We start from the raw sequence: 21,660 nt of genomic DNA, 5'->3' as shown, positions 1-21,660 counted from the left end.
TGTTATTTATTAATTCTTAAACGTAAATTCAGAAGACTTTAGATCTCTGGAATTACCTCCCACAAATATATTAAAATCTCCATCTTCCGCTTCCCAAACTCTATTTGCAGTATAGAATTCCAACATTTTTTTAGTGATCGGGAATGTTACAGTTTTGCTTTCTCCTGGTTCAAGCTCTACTAACTGAAAGCCCTTCAATTCCTTTATAGGTCTTGTTCTGCTTGCAATAATGTCCTGAAGATACAATTGTACCACTTCTTTCCCTTTTACTTTTCCAGTATTTTTTATAGTGATCTGCGCTTCTATGTTTTTTTCTGAACTCATCTCAGAACCAGAAAGCTGTACTTCACCATATTCAAATTGTGTATAGCTCAATCCATATCCGAAAGGATAAAGGGCATCTTTTTTCACATCGGTATAATGGGAATAAGTAACATGCTGATCATTCGAAGGTCTTCCTGTATTTTTCTGATTGTAATACAAAGGCTCCTGCCCTACCAATCTAGGAAATGAAACCGGTAATTTTCCTGAAGGATTATATTTTCCAAACAGTACATCTGCAATCGCATTTCCGCTTTCTGTTCCTAATTGCCAAGCTACAACAATAGCAGGAATGTTCTCTGAAGCCCAAGAGATCTCCATCGGGCGACCGTTAATGAGCACTAAAACTATGTTGCTATTAACTTTTTTAATTTCTTCTAAAAGTTCTTGCTGAAGACCTGCCAAACTAATCTTTGCCTGACTTCTACCTTCCCCTGCCTGAAATGCATCTTCCCCTAAGACCATTACAACCAATTCTGAATTCTTAGCTAACTCGATAGCGTCTTTAAATCCAGACCTGTCAGTTTTATTGATCTCCAAAGGCAATAAGAATCCGCGTTCGCTTGTTCCTAAAGTGGTTCCTAAGGAATATTTCACCTTGACATCTTTCCCCACTGCATTTTTAATTCCTTCTACTACAGAGACAGCAGAGTTTGCTTCTCCCTGTGCTCTCCAGTTTCCTATTGGCGCATCCTTATCATTTGCCAACGGACCTATAACCGCAATAGATTTTACCTTAGGCTTAATTGGTAACAGTTCTTTTTCATTCTTAAGAAGTACTATCGATTTTGCAGCAATTGTTCTTGCTACTTTTCTATGGTCTTCATAAGATATTTTTTTTTTGACCTCTGGGTTGGAGTATTTATAAGGATCATCAAAAAGTCCTAATTTAAACTTTACTCGAAGCACTCGTCTAACAGCGTCGTCAACTAAAGCAAGATCAACAGTTCCTTCATTAACTAATTCAGCAAGACTGGACTCGTAAGCACCACCTTCCATATCCATATCGCTTCCTGCATTAATGGCAATCTGCGAAGCCTGTTTTTTATCTTTAGCAAATCCATGGTAGATCATTTCAGTAATAGAACCCCAATCTGAAACCATGAAACCTTTCCAGTCCCAATCACCTTTTAAAATGTCTCTTTGTAGATATTTGTTACCCGTAGATGGAATTCCATCTATCTCATTAAAAGAGTTCATAAAAGTGGCCACTCCTGCTTCAGCCGCAGCTTTAAATGGAGGAAGTACTGTATTGTGGAGTTCATTCTCCCCTAAATGTACCGTATTATAATCTCTTCCCGCTTCCGCAAATCCGTATCCCGCAAAATGTTTAGCGGTGGCAGCAATGGTAAGATCTCCTGCGAGATCGTCTCCTTGATATCCTTTAATTTTGGCAACCCCAACTAAAGAAGTTAGATAAGGATCTTCACCAGAACCTTCCATAATACGTCCCCATCGGGCATCTCTGGAAACATCTATCATTGGTGAGAAAGTCCAGTTAATTCCTTCTGCAACAGATTCTCTAGCTGCAATTCTAGCAGACAATTCCATAGCTTCCAGATCCCAACTGGCGGTTTCGCCAAGTGGTACAGGAAAAATAGTTTTATAGCCATGAATTACATCATAACCAAAGATCAACGGGATCTTCATTCTGGAGTTTTCCATGATTAGCTTTTGCGCCTCACGAGTAGCTTCTACAGAAAGCACATTTAACATAGAACCTACCAGACCATTTTTGAGATTATCTTCCTTTTGTTTACTGCCAAGTTCTGATGCCGGACCTGTTAGATCCCAACTTCCGTTGTATTGCACCAACTGTCCAACTTTTTCTTCCAAAGTCATTAAAGACAGTACAGAATCTATTTTCACTTCTATGTTTTCAATAGAACTAGGAATTTTAGAATTCTGACTAAATGCCGTTAAGCAACTTAGTAAAAGGATACTACTATATAATGTTAGTTTTTTCATTTTTGATAAATAAATACCTGGAGGAAGTGATTTCCTCCAGGTAAGTTTGGCTAATCTTAAAAAATTATTGGTATACTCTTATATAGTCTACTTCCATAGATGATTCCTGAAATGCAAGATCTATATCTCCACCGAATACGCCACCCATGGCCACATTCATTATTAAGAAAAAATCTTTATTGAAAGGCAGAGAGGCATCGTTGGTAAAAGTGAAAAACTCGTCTCCATCCAGTAAGAAGATAATATTATCCTGAGTCCATTCTACAGCATAGGTATGAAATACTGAAGTTGCATTTTGGACTGGAGTTGTACCGTACACTGGATTACCTCCAGAATTGCCTGGAAAGTGAAGTGCAGATGAGATTTCATCTGGATTGTTACCTATCCATTCCATAATGTCAATTTCACCTGTTTCAGGCCAGCCTACTACATCAAAATTAGCACCCAACATCCATATTGCAGGCCACGTACCTCCGCCTTCAGGCAATTTAGCACGAGCTTCAACTCTTCCAAATGTAAAATCATAATTATCCTGAGTAGTAATTCTTCCAGAAGTAAAATCAAATCCGCTTTCGGCTTCTCGCCTGGCAGTGATTACAAGGTTTCCATCTTGGACTTTTACATTATCTTCGGTATAGAATTGCGCTTCTCCATTCCCCCAACCGTTGGTTCCATTACCTATTTCATAATTCCAGATATCGGTATCTAAATCATCACCGTCAAACTCATCTGAAAAAACAAGATTTGTAAATTCAGAAACAAAAGCTTCCTCCTCTTCGCCTCCATCTCCAACGGTTCCATCTGGAGAAGTGGTAAGAATAAGATACCATACTAGGAAATTATCGTTACCCTGTACAGCACGGAGACTCATTTTGTTTTCTGTGATTGATAAAACTTCGTATTGACTTTGACCAATATAATAGCTTATAAATCCATCATCGGCAATACTAAGAACTGTTCCGGTTGAACGCTGCTCATCTATTCCTGAAGATGCAGGTACTAAAGATAATGGCACTGTCTCTGTTGATGTGAAGTCTAAACATTCATCTACAAATTCTTCTCCATTACCACCAAACTGTAAGGTGAATTGCCAGTTAAAGAAGGTTACTCCAAAATTTTTATACTCATATAAAATTCCATCATTTTCATTCAAACTAAAAGTCATCTCATCATCGTAAAAACATTCTGGTCCAAAATTAGGTGGGCCAGAGAAGAATCCACCTCCGTCTACTATAGGTCCGTCATCATTTACATTCTGTCCAACTCCTAAATGACCTGGAACTGCTGAAGCTATGTACCAAGTTTTAGAACTACCTCCAGTAAGTAATTGCTTAGTTTCAGGATCATTAAAATCACTTCTAACTTCAACTTCTATAGATTTTGAGCTACTTACACCACCTTTGCCATAAGCTACTACGGTAACTAAATAAGTGTTTAAACCTACACTTGTAAAACGCTTAGTAATATCGCCTCCTAAAGAAACTGCGGAGGTCCCGTCGCTATAAATATACTTATAGCTCAGTGCATCATTAGCACTAGCTTGAAAACTAACTTCTCCAGAACCATCATCACTAATCTCTGTTGTAACCTGAAGATTGGAAGGCACTAATATCGTATCCAACCCTAGATCATCGTCCTGGCAGCTTGAAAACAGCAGGGCAATTGCCAATAAGCTAAAAATTATTTTAAAATATTTCATAGTTTTCTTTTTTCCTAGTTATGGAAGTATACATTATCTATATAAACATTCGCTTCTCCTGCAGTAGCTGCAGAAAATATATATTGCGCGATATTTTCTGTAGTTGTAAGTCCAGTAAAGTCTGCTAAAGGTATATCAAGACTAACCCATTGATTAGGAGTTACATTAAATTCAATTTGATGTTCAGTATCGTCCCCGCCTTGAAAACCTCCGTCAGCACCAAAATCAACTAATTTGATTCTAAAAACTGTCGCATTTCCTGTCCAGTAATCTACATGAAAATGAGTCATACCTGATGCGTCAATCTGAGAGGAAACTGTTTCAATTCCAACAAAGTCTAGGTTACTGTAAAGTTTCACGTCGTTCCCATCAACTGTCGTTTCAGTATAGTCTACAGAAGACCAACTTGTTCTCCACGTATCTACTGCAACATCTGTATAAGCTTCGCTAAACAAGGAAATAACATTTGCAGCAGCCAAAGTTGGTGTTGGCGCAGCAGCAGTTGGATCTGTTCCTCCACTTGATCCACCACCACTTCCTGCGGCATTTAGAGTAACGTTATCAAAATAAACAACATTGTCTTGGGTTCTGCTATCATTAAAATCTGGGAACACAACAAGCCCTGTAATATCAGTATTGTTAGGATCGCCAACTGCCCCTGAGAAATCGAAAGTAAGTTCTTCCCATTCATTGGTCTTAGTATTTGCAACTTTAATCTCTCCTGTAGATCCACCTGCAGCATTTTCGAATTTAATACCCACATCGCTTATTACCGTTTTCCATACCATAACCTTTACAGTGCTGTTTGATGCGCTCAATGTAAAAGGAGTTTGTAATTGTGTAATGGTACCAGCAAAAGGTGCCCCTGCTTGTCTTGCGGTAAACTTTGCTACTGTTGCAGAAGTATTACCAGCCATATCAGGGTTATTTATAATCTCTAATGGAGGATTATCTACATTTTCAAAAACCGACCAGTTTGCGGCGGCTCCACCATTTGCAGCAGATTCGAAATCTACAGGAAAGCTTGTTTTTGTGCTTGCTGTTCCACCACCTGCTACTCCATCTGTTTGTTTAAGATCATCGAAATAATAAACATCGCCATCACAAGCTGCGCCTCTTTCGAAATAAAGTATGATACTTTTGAAGGTTTTGTCATTTACATCTGAGAAATCAAATGTTAGTTCCTGCCATACTCCAACTTCAGTAACCTGAGCTACCCTTTCTTCAGCTGGATCTACATTAGGATGAGGTTCAAATTCTAATCTTAAGGTCACATCTGTAGCCTGATTTTCGGCAAGAACTTTCAATGTGAAAACCTTTTTATCGGTGGTAGCGAAATCTATAGATGTCTGGAGTCCTTTACCTAATCCAGCCCAAGATTCACATGGATTGTTTTTAACCACTTTTCCTACGTTACAGCTGGCGTTAATTCCATCTGTCGCCGGGTTACTGGCTATAGAAGCCTCAACATTTCCAAATCCTTCGAAAGCAAATGCCGGATCATCTGTCTTAAATGTCCAGTTAATAGGACCATTCGCGGGATCTATATTTTCTTCCGTTTCTGCAACGCAATTTGCTGTTGAGGCTTCCTGCATAATATCATCGAAATAGAAAGTACCTGCAGTGGTTTCACCAATTTCAACAAATAAAACTAAAGTGCTATATTTTCCAGTTGGTACAAAAGCTTGACCATTATCATCAGCTCCTTCTAAGAAACTCTTAACAGCATCTGAACCGAAATCGAAAGTTAAAACTTCCCAGCCTGTTCCACCATGATCGGCCGAAACTTCGTTAGGTCGATCGTCGTTAGTACCTCCTTCAAATTTCACAAGTACCGATACTGGCGTTTCTGAATAAAACTTCATTGATATAGTTTTATTATCCCCGCTGAAATCTACAGGCTCTCCCAAATTATAAGCCCCACCTTCAAAGTTAGCACCCGAATTCGTGATTGCTCCTACCATTGACTCCTCAGGATTTGCTCCTGATAAAAATGGATTAGTAACAACTTCAAATGAAGCATCATTAAAAGTTACAAGTGCATAATTAACAGTTGGTATATCATAGGTGATCGGTAATTTTACCGGATCGTTCGCCTCAGGAATAACAACTTCTACAGTAGTTTCAGTGGTAGCAACACCAGCACCTTTAGCAACTACACGAATTGTATAAGTACCCGGACTGGCATATGTGTGTTCTATAGATGCATCAGGCATTAATTGAGTTGGTTCTTCATCTTCTGCATCTCCAAAGTAAACATCGAATGAAGCAGCAAAATCTGCCGATGCACTAACGCTAATCGTTGCAGGATTATTAGCTGGCTGATCTACATTTACTACCAAATTTTCTGGAGCCTTAAAGGAGATTAATAACCTCTGGTTAAATTCACTAGTTAGACCAGTGGAACCAACAGCTATTACTCTTACCAGGTATTCACCTTCTCCATAAGTATAAGAAACTGTCTCTCCTGGAGCAACCTCTACTGGCGTATCATTACCATCTCCAAAATAAACTTGGAAAACCTGTGCTCCTTCACCGCTTGGTGTTATTGAGACATCTCCTGAATCATCTTGAGCCACATCAAAATTGGCTGTTACACTTGTAGGTGCAGAGATTTCTTGAAATGCATAATTCGTGATCTCTTCTTTCTCACATCCTGTAAATAAAAGGACCGAGATTGTAAGCATTGCTAAGAATTGGAATATTTTCATCTTTATTCGTTTAGTTTAGTTTTTAATAATTTGGATTTTGCTCCCAGTTATTACCGGCTAGTTCAATTTCTATTGCCGGAATTGGAAATAATTCGTGTTTCCCTGCAACAAAGCCATCAATTTCACTGGCAGCTCTTCCGGTACGTACAAGGTCAAAGAATCGATGACCTTCACCAACTAACTCTAACCTTCGGTCTATATATATTTGATCTAATAATATACTTCCTACAAAATCAACCGGATCTAATTGAGCTCTCACTCTAACTCGGTTTAAATACTCCCTAGCCTTTCCTTCATCTGGCGGCGATTTCTTAAAGTTGGCTTCTGCAGCCATTAATAACACGTCTGCAAAACGAATAGATCTATAATTATTAGGATTGGTAAGGTTAGCATCCCCAGTATTAAGATCGCCCTGTCTAGCAAGATATTTACGGTTGTAATACCCTGTATGTTCAAAACCCTCAATGAATGTTGCACCAGTAGCATTTGCAAAAGCATCTATATCTAAAATGGCAACATCCTTTCTAATATCATTTTCAGAAAAAGCGTCTACCACATCCTGAACAGGAAGATTGAAACTGAATCCAGAACCAAATATTGGCCCGGTGAAATTTCTAATTCCGTTGAATCCAACAGCTACATTTCCTTCGCTACACTGAAGACAACCAAAACCAGCACCTTCTTTGTCTGTATATTGAATTTCAAAAACAGACCCTGGTCCATTCTCTCCTTCTGGTTCAAATATACTCTCATAGTCTTGCGCCAACGTATAAGGTCCACTAATCACTTTTTCAAATGATGCAGCTGCTTCTGTAAATTGTTCTTGGTATAAATAAGCTTTTCCTAAAAGTGCATTTGCAGCACCAGAAGTAATACGTCCTGTCTGTGCTTGGGTCGCAGGTAAGTTTTCTGCAGCAAAAATAAGATCTGCTTCAATTTGGTCATAAACCTCAGCTCGTGGAGTACGTACTATATCAAACTGTTCTCCAAATTCCAAAGGTTTATCTATAAACAACGGCACATCTCCGAAGAATTTAACCAGTTCAAAATAATAATATGCTCTTAAAAATCTTGCTTGAGCTATCACTTCGCTTCTTCCTTCAAAATCTGTCTTATCCTGAAATTGAAGAATATAATTTGCACGATTCACTCCTGCAAACATCCAATTCCACACATCCCGCAACTGTTGATTTACAGGAGTGTGGCTCATCTTATCAATTTGTTGAAATCCAATTACATCATTGGCACTTTCACCTCCAGCTAAGGTATTATCTGATGCAATTTCACCAATCATAACATTCAAATAGGTTGCTTGCAAAAGATCGTAAGCTCCAATTAATGCTTGTTGGTACTCCTCTTCAGAGTTGAAATAGTTATCTGCACTTTCATTTTCAGAAGTTACATCCACGAAATCGTCACTACAAGAAATAGCGATAAAAGCTACTAAAGTGAAGATAATTCGTTTTTTGAGTGTGTTTATTTTCATCTTCATTTTTTTAAAATTTAAAGTTTAAACCTGCTGAATAAACTCTAGGTACGGGGTAAAATCCTTGATCTATTCCAGCTCCAATTGGGTCTCCTGTAGAAGCAGAAGGGTCGTAACCGTTATATTCTGTCAAGGTGAATGCATTGTTCACAGATACGTAGAACCTCAGTTTTCTAATCCCCAGCTGATCTGTGGTGGCGTTATTTAAACTATACCCTACTTGTACATTTTGCAATCTTACATAAGAAGCATCTTCTACATAGAAATCTGAGAATTGGTTATTGGAATTAGGTCCAATATTCACTCTAGGATATATATCTGTAGTACCTGGCCCTGTCCATCGATTCAAGACAAAAGAAGTTTTGTTGGTACGTATTTCATTTCTATCGTATGCTCTTACCATATCGTTTCCTACTGAAGCAAATGCATAAGCAATGAAGTCGAAATTCTTGTAGTTGAATCCAATGTTAAGTCCCATTGTAAGATCTGGAATTGGATCTCCAATATTAACACGATCATCTGAATCGATAAGTCCATCTCCATTCTGATCTACATAGCGAAGATCACCTACATTTGCATTAGATTGAGTAGCAGCAGAAGCTATATCTGAAGCATTTTGAAAGATCCCGTCAGATTTCAATCCATAAAAATACCCGATTGGTTGCCCAGCTTCCATTCTCGATGGTGCTTCTCCTTGACCTACGGCAAAAAATCCTCCTGGAACAAACCCATTTTCGTTAGCTACAGAAAGTACTTCATTTTCTAAAGTGGTAAGGTTGAAGCTCACATTAAAATCAAAATCGTCTGTTACTAATTGTTTGTAGGTAAAAGAGAATTCCCATCCTTTATTTTCTACAGAACCTGCATTTACGATTGGGGCACCAGCCCCCGGAGCTCCAACTCCCAGGATTCCTGAAACCTGAGGCACCAACAATAGCTCGTCTGTTCTTCTTTGGAAATAATCTACCGTAAGGTCCAATTTAGACCCAAATAATCTTGCATCTATACCAATATCGAAAGCTGTTTGCTCTTCCCATTGTAATTCTGGATTAGAAAGTCTACCAGCAGCAACTCCAAAGAATAATTCGTTGTCAAAAACATAGGTTCCTTCCCCGTTTAAAAGAGAGGTGTAACCAAAAGCACCAATACGATCATTACCTAAAATCCCGAAACTAGTTCTGATTTTAAAGAAGTTTACAATATTGTTTTCAAAAAACTTCTCCTCACTCAACACCCAACCAGCTGATGCCGATGGGAAATAACCGAATTTATTCTTTGGTCCAAAATTAGAAGAACCATCACGCCTTATAACTGCAGATATTAAATATTTCTGATCATAGTTATATTGAAGTCTAGCAAAGTAAGATAATAATCTAGAGTCAAAAATTCTATTGCTTACATTTATGTAATTATCTACTACATCTGAAGCATTCTCTATACTTGCATTATCAAACGAGTTACCTGGGATATTAAATCCTGTAAATCCATAAAAATCTCCTGTAGATTTGAAAACGGAAGTCCCTAGTAGGGCAGTTACATTATGTACATCATTAAAAGAATTTGTGTAAGAAACAAAAGCATCAAAAGTATAATCTCTAAAAAAGTTTGTGCTTTCATTTACAACATTTCTATCCTCGCTTATATTGAAAACCTTTCCCGAACCATAAAAGACTTCCGGAAAGAAACTAATTCCTTTTACTTCAGAATAGTTAAACTGGTATCTTGCTTCCGCCTTGAAATGATCAAAAAAGTCATAGGCAAGACCAGCTGTTCCAGTGATCTTATCTACTTGTGAATTATTATAAGTGTTAGCTACTTGTGCAACCGGGTTAATCACCTCATTCCCTAAACCTTCTGCTAGACTAAATTCTCCATTTGCATCGAAAACAGGGATTGTTGGAGCCATATTAATAGCATTAAACAAAACAGATCCCAATGTGTTCTCAGGAAGCGTGCTTCTGTTAGAATGTGTATAAATAGCTGTTGTAGATAATTTTAAATTATCAAGAATATCATAGTTAAAACTTCCTCTTCCAGTAATACGTTCAAAATTAGACTTAGAACCACCAACGATACCATCTTGATCTAGATAACCAGCTCCTGCAGAATACGTGGATTTTTCTCCACCTCCATAAACGCTAACGTTAACATCTGATATAAAAGCTTCTCTAAAAATCTCATCCTGATAATCTGTTCCCTCACCTAAAACACTAAAATCATTAAATGGTGGATTCTCACCACCTGCTGCAAAAGCTTCATTAATTATTACAGCGTATTCAGTAGCATTCAGAACAGGTAACTTTCTACTCGTTTCCTGAATTCCAGTATAAGTATCCAGTTCCACTCTAAGGTCTGTGTTTTTCTTACCTCCTTTGGTGGTGATTAAAATAACCCCATTTGCTGCTCTTACTCCATATATACCAGCAGTAGCATCCTTAAGAACACTAATACTTTCTATATCATTTGGGTTAATTACACTTAAATCTTCTATAACCGCTCCATCAACCAGGATTAAAGGTCTAGAATCCCCATTGGTAGAAATACCTCTTATACTTATATTAGAAGCACTACCCGGAGAACCAGAAGTCGAAGTAATATTTACTCCAGCAACTCTTCCTTGAAGTGCCTGTTCCACCCTAACCGGATTAAGCTCTTCAATAGTTTTGGAATCAACAACGCTAACAGCTCCTGTTATTTCCTTTTTCTGTTGAGTACCATATCCAATTACAACAACCTCGTCTAATGATTCAGAATCGGTTTGTAAAACGATTTTTAAAGTTTGGTTAGAAGAGACTGTTATCTCTTTTGGTAAAAATCCTATATAAGAGAACTGAAGCACATCGCCTACGTTTATACTCTCTATTATAAAATTACCATCAAAATCGGTGGTTGTCCCACGCGATTGATTCTTCACTAAAACATTTACCCCTAATAGCGGAACATTATTCTCATCTAAAACGGTCCCCTGGACCGAAATCGATTGCGAATACATAGAAATAACTCCCCCAAAAAGGACAATTAATAAACATGTAAATCTCTTCATTTGTAAGTTTGTTTAAATTGCATTGGCAATATATTAATAGAGTGTTAAGAAGCAAGAAAATTCACCTTTACAAAACATATACAATGGCAATATTAAATGTAGGGAAAACCCACAAGCCTCTATTACCTAGGTATTATAATGCAAAACACTAGTCAAAAGATAGTTACAATCTTTGGAAAATTAGTGTTAAAACTACTATATGTAGAGTTTATGTATAGTTTTTAAACAACAATGTATAGGTTCAAACATCAAGAATATACTCTGTAAGATTCACTTCTCTTGGTAAAAGCATTTTTTTACGCAAACGATATCGCTTTATTTCAACACTTTTTACCGAAATATTAAGAAGAGGAGCGATCTCTTTCGATGAAAGATTTAACCTTAAATAAGCGCAAAGCTTAAGATCGTTGGAAGTAAGATCAGGATGCTTCGATTTTATCTTTTTAAAGAATTCTTTATCTGCATTATTAAATGCATCCTTAAATAAATTCCAGTTGTATTCTTCATTTATATCCTTATCAATCGTCTTGATAACCAATTTAACTTTGGAAGATTCAGATTCTTTTAATTGGTCCTTGATGTTGTTAAGGAACTCATTCTTTTTAATTAAACTCATTGTAGAAGCGGCAAGTTCTTTATTCTTACTTGTCATATCTTTCCCCAACTGCTCATTCTGTAGCTTTATAATCTTTTGTTCTGCTTCAAGATTCTTCATTTTAAGCTCCTTCTCTTTTTCCTCGTTGATCTTCCGGTGATGTCTTAAATTGGTTCTGTGAATTAGCAGCAGAATACTTAAAAACAACAAGACATAGCATGCAATCGCAATCCAGCTTAAATACCAAGGTCTTGATATTGTAAAAAAGTAGGAAAGCGTTTCTGTAGTGTTGGCTCCAATTTTTCCTTTTACCTGAAACTCATAATCTCCAAAAGACAGGTTTTTGAAAGAAGCCATTGGTGCTTTTTGCCACTTGCTCCACTTGGAATTTAACCCTATAAGTCTATAGCTGTACTCCGGAGAAATAAATTTTTCATATTCAGCGACACTATAATTTATATTGATGTTATTCGATTTATAAGCAAATACCGACTCCTCATTTAGGGGAACCAAAATGGCATTATTCTCTACTGTTGCACTGGTTATCTTATTTATTTTTATCTCATGCTTAAGATCTTCTAGTTCCATTTGATTATAGATCAAATAACCATCGGAAACTCCAATTATGTATTTACCATTACCTAGCGCAGTAATATTCTCATGTCCAATAGTAATATTCCTAACCTCTTTGGGTAAGTAAATAGGCGTCAAATTATAGCCCGAGCTCAATTGGGAAAGATCCACATTAAAAATAGAATTTTCAGTAAAACCCCAGATCTTATCTGAGCCGTCATTTACAACAGTCCCTGAAATTCTTTTAAAATTAGTTGTGATCTTAGATAACTCATTTTTCGAACTGAATTTATTTGAACTTGGTAAGTATTGGAAGAAATCTGATTTTGTAGCATAATATAAAGTGTCATTGAACTTAAAAATACTTGAAGTTATTCCAGAAACATCCTTAAATGGATAATTTTTAGTGGCACTTATATTAGTTAAGGAATCATCCAATCTTATTTTAAAAACACCTTTATGCTCGTTCCCAATCCAGATATCTCCATTTTTATTAGATACTATGGACTTGGATGAATGAGGAAAGTCTTTAAGCATTGGATAAGCCTCAATTTCTTCTCCATTTCGTTTTAACACACTTAAACCGTTATAATGCCCTTGTAAATAAAAACCGGGATAATACTCAAGTTTTATAACTTTCCAGGTACCCGACCTGTCTGCAATTTTCTGGGCTATAGCATCTTTAATTATAAAAGTCCCCATATTATGACCACAGAAGAGAATATCATCTATTTTCTGCAAACTCCATACTTGCCCGTTGGTGCCAGGGATAAGAGTATATGCCTTTTCTCCATCTTTTTTGTAGTACAAACCTTGATTAGTTCCCAGATATAAATAATCCTTCTCTTTAATTGAAGTATAAACCGAACCAATTTTACCATTCTTATCTTGAAATATTTCAAATGCAGAATTAAGATTGATAACCCCAATGCCATTATCTAGTCCTGCCCAAAGATTATTATCCACATCTTCAAACAAACTTAGAACGGTATTGTTTAAAAGTCCATTCGTCTGATTGAAATTTTCTAATAGCTCTCCATTAGAGTTCACATGATAAACACCATTTTCAACAGTACCCAGGACGAAAGAATTATCTACTAAATCCAGTGCATAAAAAACACTTAAGCCACTGATCGCTTTGGACAATTCTTGATTAAAAGCCTCTAATTCTGAACCATTCCACGTATAAAAATCTCCAGATTTACAAATTATCTGAAGCTGTTTGTCTTTTATAGAAATATGAATAAATTCTAAGTCATTAATAACCTCAGCAGGTATCAATAATTCTGGTTTCCCATTCTTAATTAAGAAAACTCCCTGCCCTTCCTGCTGATAGTAAATATTTTCTTCAACCTTAAAGAGATTAGTAATTGCAGATGAAGCTATGGTTTTAACATTAGTAATCTCATTAGTGCTCAGATTATATAAATATAATTTTTCAAAACTTTGAAAGATCACAATATCTTCGCTGTTCTCTATATGCCAGAATTGTTCCCCATCTTTTACTGCTTCTGGAAATTTATCTAACAAACTGGTATAATCTAAAGTTCCATATTTATTTTCCTCCCAATAACCAACTTCCATATATGCCCCAGTGAAGATCTTTTTACCTACTGCTTTTACAGATCTCACAATTGTATTGTTGGGTATTGGATATAGATTCCATTCTGCCCCATTAAATTCTAGTAGTCCTGTCCCATTGGCTATATAAATGTTTTTATTCTCTGCTTGTGAGATCATCCAATTTTGGTTCCCGGCATCGTAGGTTATAGGGCTATAATTAATTACAGGTGGTAGTTCCTGTGAAAATCCAGAAAATGAAGACAAAAAAGCTAGAAAGAAGAATAATCTCAAGAATATAGTTTTGAAGCTAATTTAAATTTTATTCCACAATAATGTAGAGGAAATTAGAAAAGCTATACACAAAAATTGACCTTATTACCAAGAACAGGTTTTTTTTATATATAACAAGTAAGATCCTTAATAATTATTGGATTATTTTCCTTTAAAATTAAATTCAAAAGAGGTGATAGTTTTATAGAAGATTTAAAAAATGTTATAGAACGTTAAATTTAATCTACATATGTTTTTTTTTTTGAAACTTGCCTGCTTTTAGCGGTTTTCCCCATATTGATAAAGCTACCTAAAATAAGACCTTAACAACTACTATAATATGCACAAGTCTATTACTATAAGAAGTTTTCAACGAATTTTCAACTTCTCAAACCTTAGTCTTTTAATTGTTTTCAGTGTTTTTTCTTCCAGTTTTGCACAAGTCAAGAGTGCCGATCAAGGAAAAGAAATTGCTCATACTTTTTATATCACCGCGAATACTGGTTTGGATGAAACCAACAAGACCTCTCAAGAAGTATTACACGGGATTGTAAAATCTAGTCAAGAAGATAAAGATGCTACTTTGTTAATTGTTGGAAATATTACTAAAGAAAAAGGATATCCAGCTAAAGTAGACGCTCAAAGAAAAACAGAATCATATTTACAAAACTCACTATTAAACCCTATTGATAAATTTAATGGGAAAGTGATCTTCACGCCTGGCGTAAACGAATGGAATAAAAAAGGTCACAAAAGCATAGACGATCTGGAATCTTTTTTACAGGATAACAGCAAAGCCGAATTTTGGCCAAATGATGGTTGTGCAATTGAAAGCAAAGAAATTAATGAGGATGTAGCGCTTATCATGATTGACTCTCAATGGTATTTAGAAGATTGGGATAAACATCCTTACGTCAATAATAAATGTGATATCAAAACCAGAGATCAGTTCTTTGCAGAGTTTAAAGATGAATTGAAAGACAACTATGGTAAAACCGTTATAGTAGCGGTACATCACCCTGTATTGAGCAGCACCAAATACGGCTTTATAAAAAAGGTCGCTGGATTTTCAGACCAAACTTATCAAAATCCCGAGCAGAGTAAACTTCATAATATTTTGGAGGCTACCGCTCGTGCATTCGATGATGTGATCTTTGTGTCTGGGAACGATCAAAACCTACAATTTTTAGATCATCATGAGGTACCACAAATTATAAGTGGAGCAGCCGCTAAAACTCAAAAAGCGAGGGCTGAAAAGAAAGGCCATTTTGCTTCAGATAAAAATGGATATGCAAAACTTATTTTATTCAAGGATGGTAGTTCTTTGGTTCGGTTTTATGAAACTACAGTTACAGATTCTAAATTTCTATTCGAAAAGGAGATAAAGAGAAAACGAACTTCTCTAGATGAAGTTTCTTATAAGCCTAAAGAAACTTATGACAAAACTGCAGTTTCTTCAATATACACCATGGAGGAAACTGATAAAAGCGGCTTACATAAATGGGCGTGGGGAGAACACTACCGTGATATTTATAGTAAACAAATTAATGCTCCTGTATTGTTTTTAGATAATTTGGCGGGTAATGTGAAACCAATATCAGAAGGTGGAGGAAATCAGTCCAGATCTTTAAGATTGATTAATGATAACGAGAACGAATATACATTAAGAGCTTTAAGAAAAAGCGCTATTCGTTTTATTCAGAATAACATGAAAGAGCATTATGTGGCAGATATCGTGGATAATACTGTTGCCGAAAGGATTGTAATGGATTATTATACCACTGCGCATCCTTATGCTCCTTTTGCTCTGAACGATTTAATGGATGATGTTGATATTTTGCATGTAAGTCCCAAAATTTATTTTGTACCTAAACAAGAAGCCTTAGGAGTTTTTAATGATGAGTATGGAGATGAACTTTATATGTTGGAAGAACATGTTGGGGACGAGAATAAAGACTTGGAAATATTTGGTTCTCCAGATGATATTTTAAGTTCAACAGACCTTAGAGAAGAATTACTTGAATCTAAAGACGCAAGTGTTGACGAAGAAGAATATATTAAAGCACGAATTTTTGATATGCTGGTTGGAGATTGGGATAGACACGATGACCAATGGAGATGGGCAGAATTCGAAAAAGGTGATGATAAAAAGGTTTACCGCCCAATTCCAAGAGATAGGGACCAGGCATTTTCCAAATATGATGGACCTATAATCTCCCTTCTAAAATTAGGGTTCCCTCCATTTAGAGCCATGCAATCCTATAATTCTGATATCAAGAATGTAAAATGGTTTAATACCGCTGGCTATGCAATGGATAAAATGATTATTCAAACTTCAACCTGGGAAGATTGGGAAAAACAGGTGAAATTCATTCAATCAAACCTAACCGATGCTAAGATTGAAAAAGCTTTTGCAAATCTTCCAGAAGATGTACAAGACGAAAGCATTATCAATATTCAGAAGAATTTAAAAATTCGACGTGATAATTTAATGTCGGTTTCTCGTGACTATTATGAATACTTAAATAAATTTCATGTGGTTACAGGTACCGATGAAGACGATAAATTCTTGATCACCCGTAAAAAAGATGGAGTTACAGACATTCGAATTTCAAGAAAAGACACTATTGTATTTGAAAATAGCTATAAGGCTGAAGACACTAAGGAAATTTGGATTTATGGCTTAGATGGAGATGATGAATTTAAAATCGAAGGAAAAGGAAATAACCTTATTAAATTGAAGGTGCTTGGTGGGGAAGAAAATGATATTTACAATTTCGAAAATTCTAGAAGAGCCAAATTATATGATTATAAGAGTAAAGAAAATACCATAGTAAAAGCGCGTAAAAAATGGTTGGTAGATTCTTACGACATTAACAATTTCGATTATTTAAAAAGAAAAACTTCCAATAATAGTTTATTCCCAGCAATAGGATTTACCTCCGATGCCGGATTTAATTTAGGTCTCTCTGATACTTATACCACTTATGGATTAGCAAAAAACCCATTCACTACGCAACATACAGTAGGTGCAAACTACTATTTTGACACAAAAGGTATCGAGCTTAGTTATTTTGGAGAGTTTGCACACGTCTTTTACAACTGGAATTTAGGAATAGATGCGTATTATACAAGTCCTAATTTCACGTTGAATTACTTCGGAAGCGGGAATGAAACTTTTTATGATGCCTCTGTAGATTTAGATTTTAATAGAGTAAACATTGAACAATGGCATTTTGCGCCATCCTTAATTTGGAATAATGCCAGAGGGAGTGAATTTCAATTTAGAGTGTTAGTTCAATCTTTGGAAGTCTCCAGAGATATAGATCGTTTTATTGGAGATAGATTTCAAGGTACAAACGATGTGTTTGATTCTCAACTATATGGTGGAGCGGAAGTGATTTACAAATTCTTGAATAAAAGAAAAAACCCTGCCTATCCAAACTTAGGAATACAGTTAGATCTTACTGCTGGTTATAAAACAAATATAGACGGTCATGATAATGAGCTTGGGTATTTGAAGCCATCCATCTCTGTAGATTACCCAATACATAGTAGTGGTGTAATTGTACTTGCCACTAAAATTGGAGGAGAAGTGATAATTAGTGATAAATATGAATTTTATCACGGTGCCATGTTAGGAGGTAATGAAAGCCTAAGAGCTTTTAGAAACCAACGTTTCAATGGAAAGAGCAGTTTTTATCAAAGTACAGATCTTAGACTTGGACTTGGAAAAGTTCAGACTAGTTTTATGCCCTTGCGTTTTGGGATAACAGGAGGATTCGATTATGGTAGAATCTGGTTACAAAATGAAGATTCCAACAAATGGCATACTAATTATGGAGGTTCTGTTTTTATAAATGGATTTAGTGCATTTACAGCAAATGTTGGTTATTATACCAGTGAAGAAGATAATCGAGTGGTATTTACTTTTGGATTCAAGTTCTAAAACTTAGTGTTTCAAAATTAAAAAGCGAAGCCAGATTTCCTAGATCTGGCTTCGCTTTTTTTTGATAAGCCTACTGTATTTTTTAGACTACCTAAGCCTGAAATAGTTTTAGATATTGTCTTATCTTCACTATTGTAATAAATTTTGGAAGATAAACCATGAGCAGAATTAAAGTGATTCAGCATGAAGTTGCTGAAGGTAGATTAAAGGAAATTTATGATGATATCGTCGAAAGTCGTGGTCAGTTGGCCGAAGTTTTAAAAATTCAAAGTTTGCGTCCGGAAAGCATCGTAAAGCATGCAGATCTCTATATGGAGATCATGTTTACGAAATCTGAATTGTCCAGAGCTCAAAGAGAAATGATTGCCGTAATAGTATCTGTTGCTAATAATTGTGCTTATTGTGCTACTCATCATGGAAGCGCATTACAGCACTATTGGAAAGATGAAGAAAAACTAAAGCTATTAAAAACCGATTACCCTGTATTAGACCTTCCTGAAAAAGAAATGGCATTATGTGATTTTGCTTCTCTTATAACCTTAAATCCAGAAGCTAACAATAAGAGCGATCTTACCGAGAATTTAAGAAAACTTGGCTGGAGTGATGCTGCAGTTTTAGATGCAACACTTGTTGTATCTTATTTCAATTTTGTAAACCGAATGGTACTTACTTTAGGCGTAGAGCTGGAAAAAGATGAAGGAAAAAACTATAAATATTAATTATGGCTACTAAAAATTTTGATGTAATAATTATTGGAACCGGACAGGCAGGTCCTCCCTTGGCAGCAAGCCTTGCGAAAAATGGAATTAAAACTGCAATTATAGAAAAAGGCAATTTAGGAGGAACCTGCGTCAATGTAGGTTGTACTCCAACTAAGGCTTATGTTGCAAGTGCCAGACGTGCTTTTATCGCTAAAAACAGTGAGCCTCTTGGAGTAGAAGTTAAAGGCGAAATAGTGGTCAACCTTAAAACTATAAAGGCTAGAAAGGATGAAATTATTCAGGATTCCAGAGATGGACTTCATAAAATGCTTACTGAAACTGAAAACATAAGCCTAATAAAAGGAACTGCAAAATTTGTAGATGAGCATACTGTTAGTGTAAATGGCGAAAATTATTCCGCAGAAAAAATTTATATTAATGTTGGTGGGAGAGCACGGATTCCTGAAGGCTTTTCAAATGTTCCGTTTTTAACCAATATAAGTATTCTAGAACTCGAAGAAATTCCAGAACATCTAATTATTGTAGGTGGAGGGTATATAGGTCTTGAATTTGGACAGATGTTCCGCCGATTTGGAAGCAAAGTCACAATTCTTGAAAGTGGGGATAAATTGCTAAAACGTGAAGATGATGAATTTGCCGAAGAAATAGCAGCGATCTTCAAAAAAGAAGGAATAGATATTAGATTAAATTCAGAATGCATCAGCGCTAAGAAAAAAGGAGATCAAATAGAAGTAAAGATTGAATGTACTGAAGGAGCTCCAACATTAACAGGTTCCCATATTTTGATTGCCGCAGGAAGAATCCCTAATACAGATGATCTTGGTCTGGATAAAACAAAAGTGAAATTAGATAAAAGAGGCTATATTAAAGTGAATGATGAGCTTCAAACAAACCTTGATCATATTTGGGCATTAGGAGATTGTAACGGCGAAGGTGCATTTACCCATACTGCTTACAATGATTTTCAAATAGTGAATTCGCAATTATTTCAGGAGAAAAAGAGAAAACTCTCAGATAGATTTTTGTGCTATGCTGCTTTTATAGACCCTCCAATCGCAAGGGTTGGAATGAATGAAAAGGAAATAAGAGAAAAAGGAATAAAAGCCAAAATAGCGACTCGTCCAATGTCTAAAGTTGCAAGAGCTAAGGAAATGGGGGAAACGCAGGGCATGCTTAAAATTTTAATCGACGATAAAACCGATAAAGTTTTAGGTGCTACTTTTCTAGGAACTGGAGCAGATGAGTATATACATACCATTATAGACCTAATGTATGCCGATGCTCCATATACAGTAATTAGAGATGCGGTTCATATTCACCCAACAGTGAGTGAATTGATCCCTACGATGCTTGAGAATCCAAAACCAATGGAATAATTTTAAAAACTCAATAAGGATTCGGTAATCTCTTTTAAATTAGATCCAATAATTTCTGGTTCTATGGCCAATGGGTAAAGTGATTTTCCAGGTCTACTTATAAATGCAGCTTGAATACCTGCTCTTTTCGCTCCTGCAATGTCCCAACCATGAGCTGCAATTAGCATAGTGTCCTCTGGTAAGACATTCATTAATGAATACGCGCAATGGTACGTAGAAGCATGCGGCTTATAATTTTTAACCTCTTCTATGCTCAATACTTTATCAAAAAAGTGATGGATCCTGGCATATTTTAATTGATCAATTACCACCTGTGGTTTCCCATTAGAAAGAGCAACTAGTTTAAATCCGTTTTGTTTTAAAACTTTTAGGGCATTTGAAACTTCTGGATAAGCAGATAATTTAGTAATAGGGCTTAAAATACTTTTTATCTGCACTTCCGTAAGATCTATATCCAATTTTTGAGCTGTCATTTTTAGGGTAGCACCAGCGATTTCTGAAAAATCCTTATAATTTTTAGTCAGGGTTTCTACTAATGAATATTGAAGCAATGTAGGGAACCATATATCAAAGGCTCTTTCCTCTTTTAGGGCTTCATTTATGGACTTCTTTAATGGTTCCATGTCCAGTAATGTTTCATTTATATCGAAGATCAGTAATTTAGGCTTAATCATTTATATTAATTTTAGATTTGTATAATCAAGGCGTTTATGAATGATCCGGATAGTATCGCTTCAATTTTTCTGTATCTACTCCAAGTTTAAATAAAATTGCAATTAACATATCTTGAAAGAATTGTTTGTAATAGCCAGACTTTTCGAATCTTCTTACAGAAGTTTCCACCCCCAAATTTAATTTCACAAATTTTCCTTTTTTTCTTGCGGACTTCTGGATCTCTGCATCTTCCATAAAACTAACGTTTTTGAAGCCTCCAATTTCAGAAAACACTTGTTTACTGATGAAAATTCCGTGATCTCCATAAGTAAAAAAAGAATGATTTATCTTACTTAGCATACTATAAAGGAATAACAAAACATGATATTTATCAAACTCTAAATAAAAACTTCCTCCAACCACTTGCTCATTTTTAAATGCTTTAGAAATTGAAACGATGGCTTTTGGAGGCAATAAAGTATCTGCATGTAGAAAAAGAAGAATGCTACCTTTTGAAGTTTCTGCGCCCTTATTTAACTGATTTGAACGACCTTTAATTGAAGAAATAAGCACGACCGATGGATAATTCTCCACAATTTTGGTTGTATAATCTGTACTACCTCCATCTACCACAATAATCTCAAAATCCCCGATTTGTGAAAAACATTGTTTTAGTGTGGCTTCAATATAATTCGCTTCGTTATAGCAAGGAATAATAATAGAAACCATG

Annotated in this window: 11 protein-coding genes; 3 read left to right on the top strand and 8 right to left on the bottom strand. The window is 35.9% G+C overall.

The features are described from left to right. Positions 1 to 9: 9 nt before the first annotated feature. The 6 genes from bglX to ES724_RS01315 all read right to left on the bottom strand — a co-directional run bounded on the left by bglX (position 10) and on the right by ES724_RS01315 (position 14,250). Complete coding sequence (gene bglX / locus ES724_RS01340) at positions 10 to 2,289, bottom strand: beta-glucosidase BglX (RefSeq protein WP_146928518.1); 2,280 nt, start codon at positions 2,287 to 2,289, stop codon at positions 10 to 12. Positions 2,290 to 2,353: 64 nt separating this feature from the next. Then, the gene (locus tag ES724_RS01335) at positions 2,354 to 3,988 is read right to left on the bottom strand and encodes a family 16 glycosylhydrolase (RefSeq protein WP_146928515.1); all 1,635 of its coding nucleotides are present in this window, start codon (positions 3,986 to 3,988) and stop codon (positions 2,354 to 2,356) included. 14 nt (positions 3,989 to 4,002) lie between these two features. Beyond that, positions 4,003 to 6,699 (bottom strand): PKD domain-containing protein, encoded by a 2,697-nt coding sequence (locus ES724_RS01330; RefSeq protein WP_146928512.1) that lies wholly within the window; start codon positions 6,697 to 6,699, stop codon positions 4,003 to 4,005. A 22-nt stretch (positions 6,700 to 6,721) separates the two neighbouring features. Beyond that, positions 6,722 to 8,191: a RagB/SusD family nutrient uptake outer membrane protein gene (locus ES724_RS01325; RefSeq protein WP_146928509.1), complete on the bottom strand. Its 1,470-nt coding sequence runs from the start codon at positions 8,189 to 8,191 to the stop codon at positions 6,722 to 6,724. A gap of 4 nt (positions 8,192 to 8,195) precedes the next feature. Beyond that, the gene (locus ES724_RS01320; protein ID WP_146928506.1) at positions 8,196 to 11,228 is read right to left on the bottom strand and encodes a SusC/RagA family TonB-linked outer membrane protein; all 3,033 of its coding nucleotides are present in this window, start codon (positions 11,226 to 11,228) and stop codon (positions 8,196 to 8,198) included. A 241-nt stretch (positions 11,229 to 11,469) separates the two neighbouring features. Continuing rightward, positions 11,470 to 14,250, bottom strand: a complete 2,781-nt coding sequence (locus tag ES724_RS01315) for a helix-turn-helix and ligand-binding sensor domain-containing protein (protein WP_146928504.1) — start codon at positions 14,248 to 14,250, stop codon at positions 11,470 to 11,472. 319 nt (positions 14,251 to 14,569) lie between these two features. On the opposite strand from ES724_RS01315, the gene ES724_RS01310 reads away from it, so the two are divergent. The 3 genes from ES724_RS01310 (at position 14,570) to ES724_RS01300 (ending at position 20,276) form a co-directional block, all read left to right on the top strand. Continuing rightward, the gene (locus ES724_RS01310; RefSeq protein WP_146928501.1) at positions 14,570 to 18,178 is read left to right on the top strand and encodes a metallophosphoesterase family protein; all 3,609 of its coding nucleotides are present in this window, start codon (positions 14,570 to 14,572) and stop codon (positions 18,176 to 18,178) included. Positions 18,179 to 18,336: 158 nt separating this feature from the next. Then, positions 18,337 to 18,897: a peroxidase-related enzyme gene (locus tag ES724_RS01305; protein WP_146928499.1), complete on the top strand. Its 561-nt coding sequence runs from the start codon at positions 18,337 to 18,339 to the stop codon at positions 18,895 to 18,897. Positions 18,898 to 18,899: 2 nt separating this feature from the next. Next, entirely contained in the window at positions 18,900 to 20,276 is a 1,377-nt protein-coding gene (locus ES724_RS01300) for an FAD-containing oxidoreductase (protein WP_146928496.1), read from the top strand. Positions 20,277 to 20,278: 2 nt separating this feature from the next. On the opposite strand, the gene ES724_RS01295 is transcribed toward ES724_RS01300, so the two are convergent. Beyond that, a complete protein-coding gene (locus ES724_RS01295) occupies positions 20,279 to 20,950 on the bottom strand; it encodes a haloacid dehalogenase type II (RefSeq protein ID WP_146928493.1) in 672 nt (223 codons plus the stop codon). Positions 20,951 to 20,984: 34 nt separating this feature from the next. Continuing rightward, the gene (locus ES724_RS01290) at positions 20,985 to 21,659 is read right to left on the bottom strand and encodes a TIGR04283 family arsenosugar biosynthesis glycosyltransferase (protein WP_146928490.1); all 675 of its coding nucleotides are present in this window, start codon (positions 21,657 to 21,659) and stop codon (positions 20,985 to 20,987) included. Between the last annotated feature and the right edge of the window lies 1 nt (position 21,660).

Origin of the sequence: Gillisia hiemivivida (assembly GCF_007997295.1) — a bacterium.
Taxonomy (GTDB): Bacteria; Bacteroidota; Bacteroidia; order Flavobacteriales; family Flavobacteriaceae; genus Gillisia; species Gillisia hiemivivida.
This window is presented reverse-complemented; position numbering and strand designations above follow the sequence as displayed.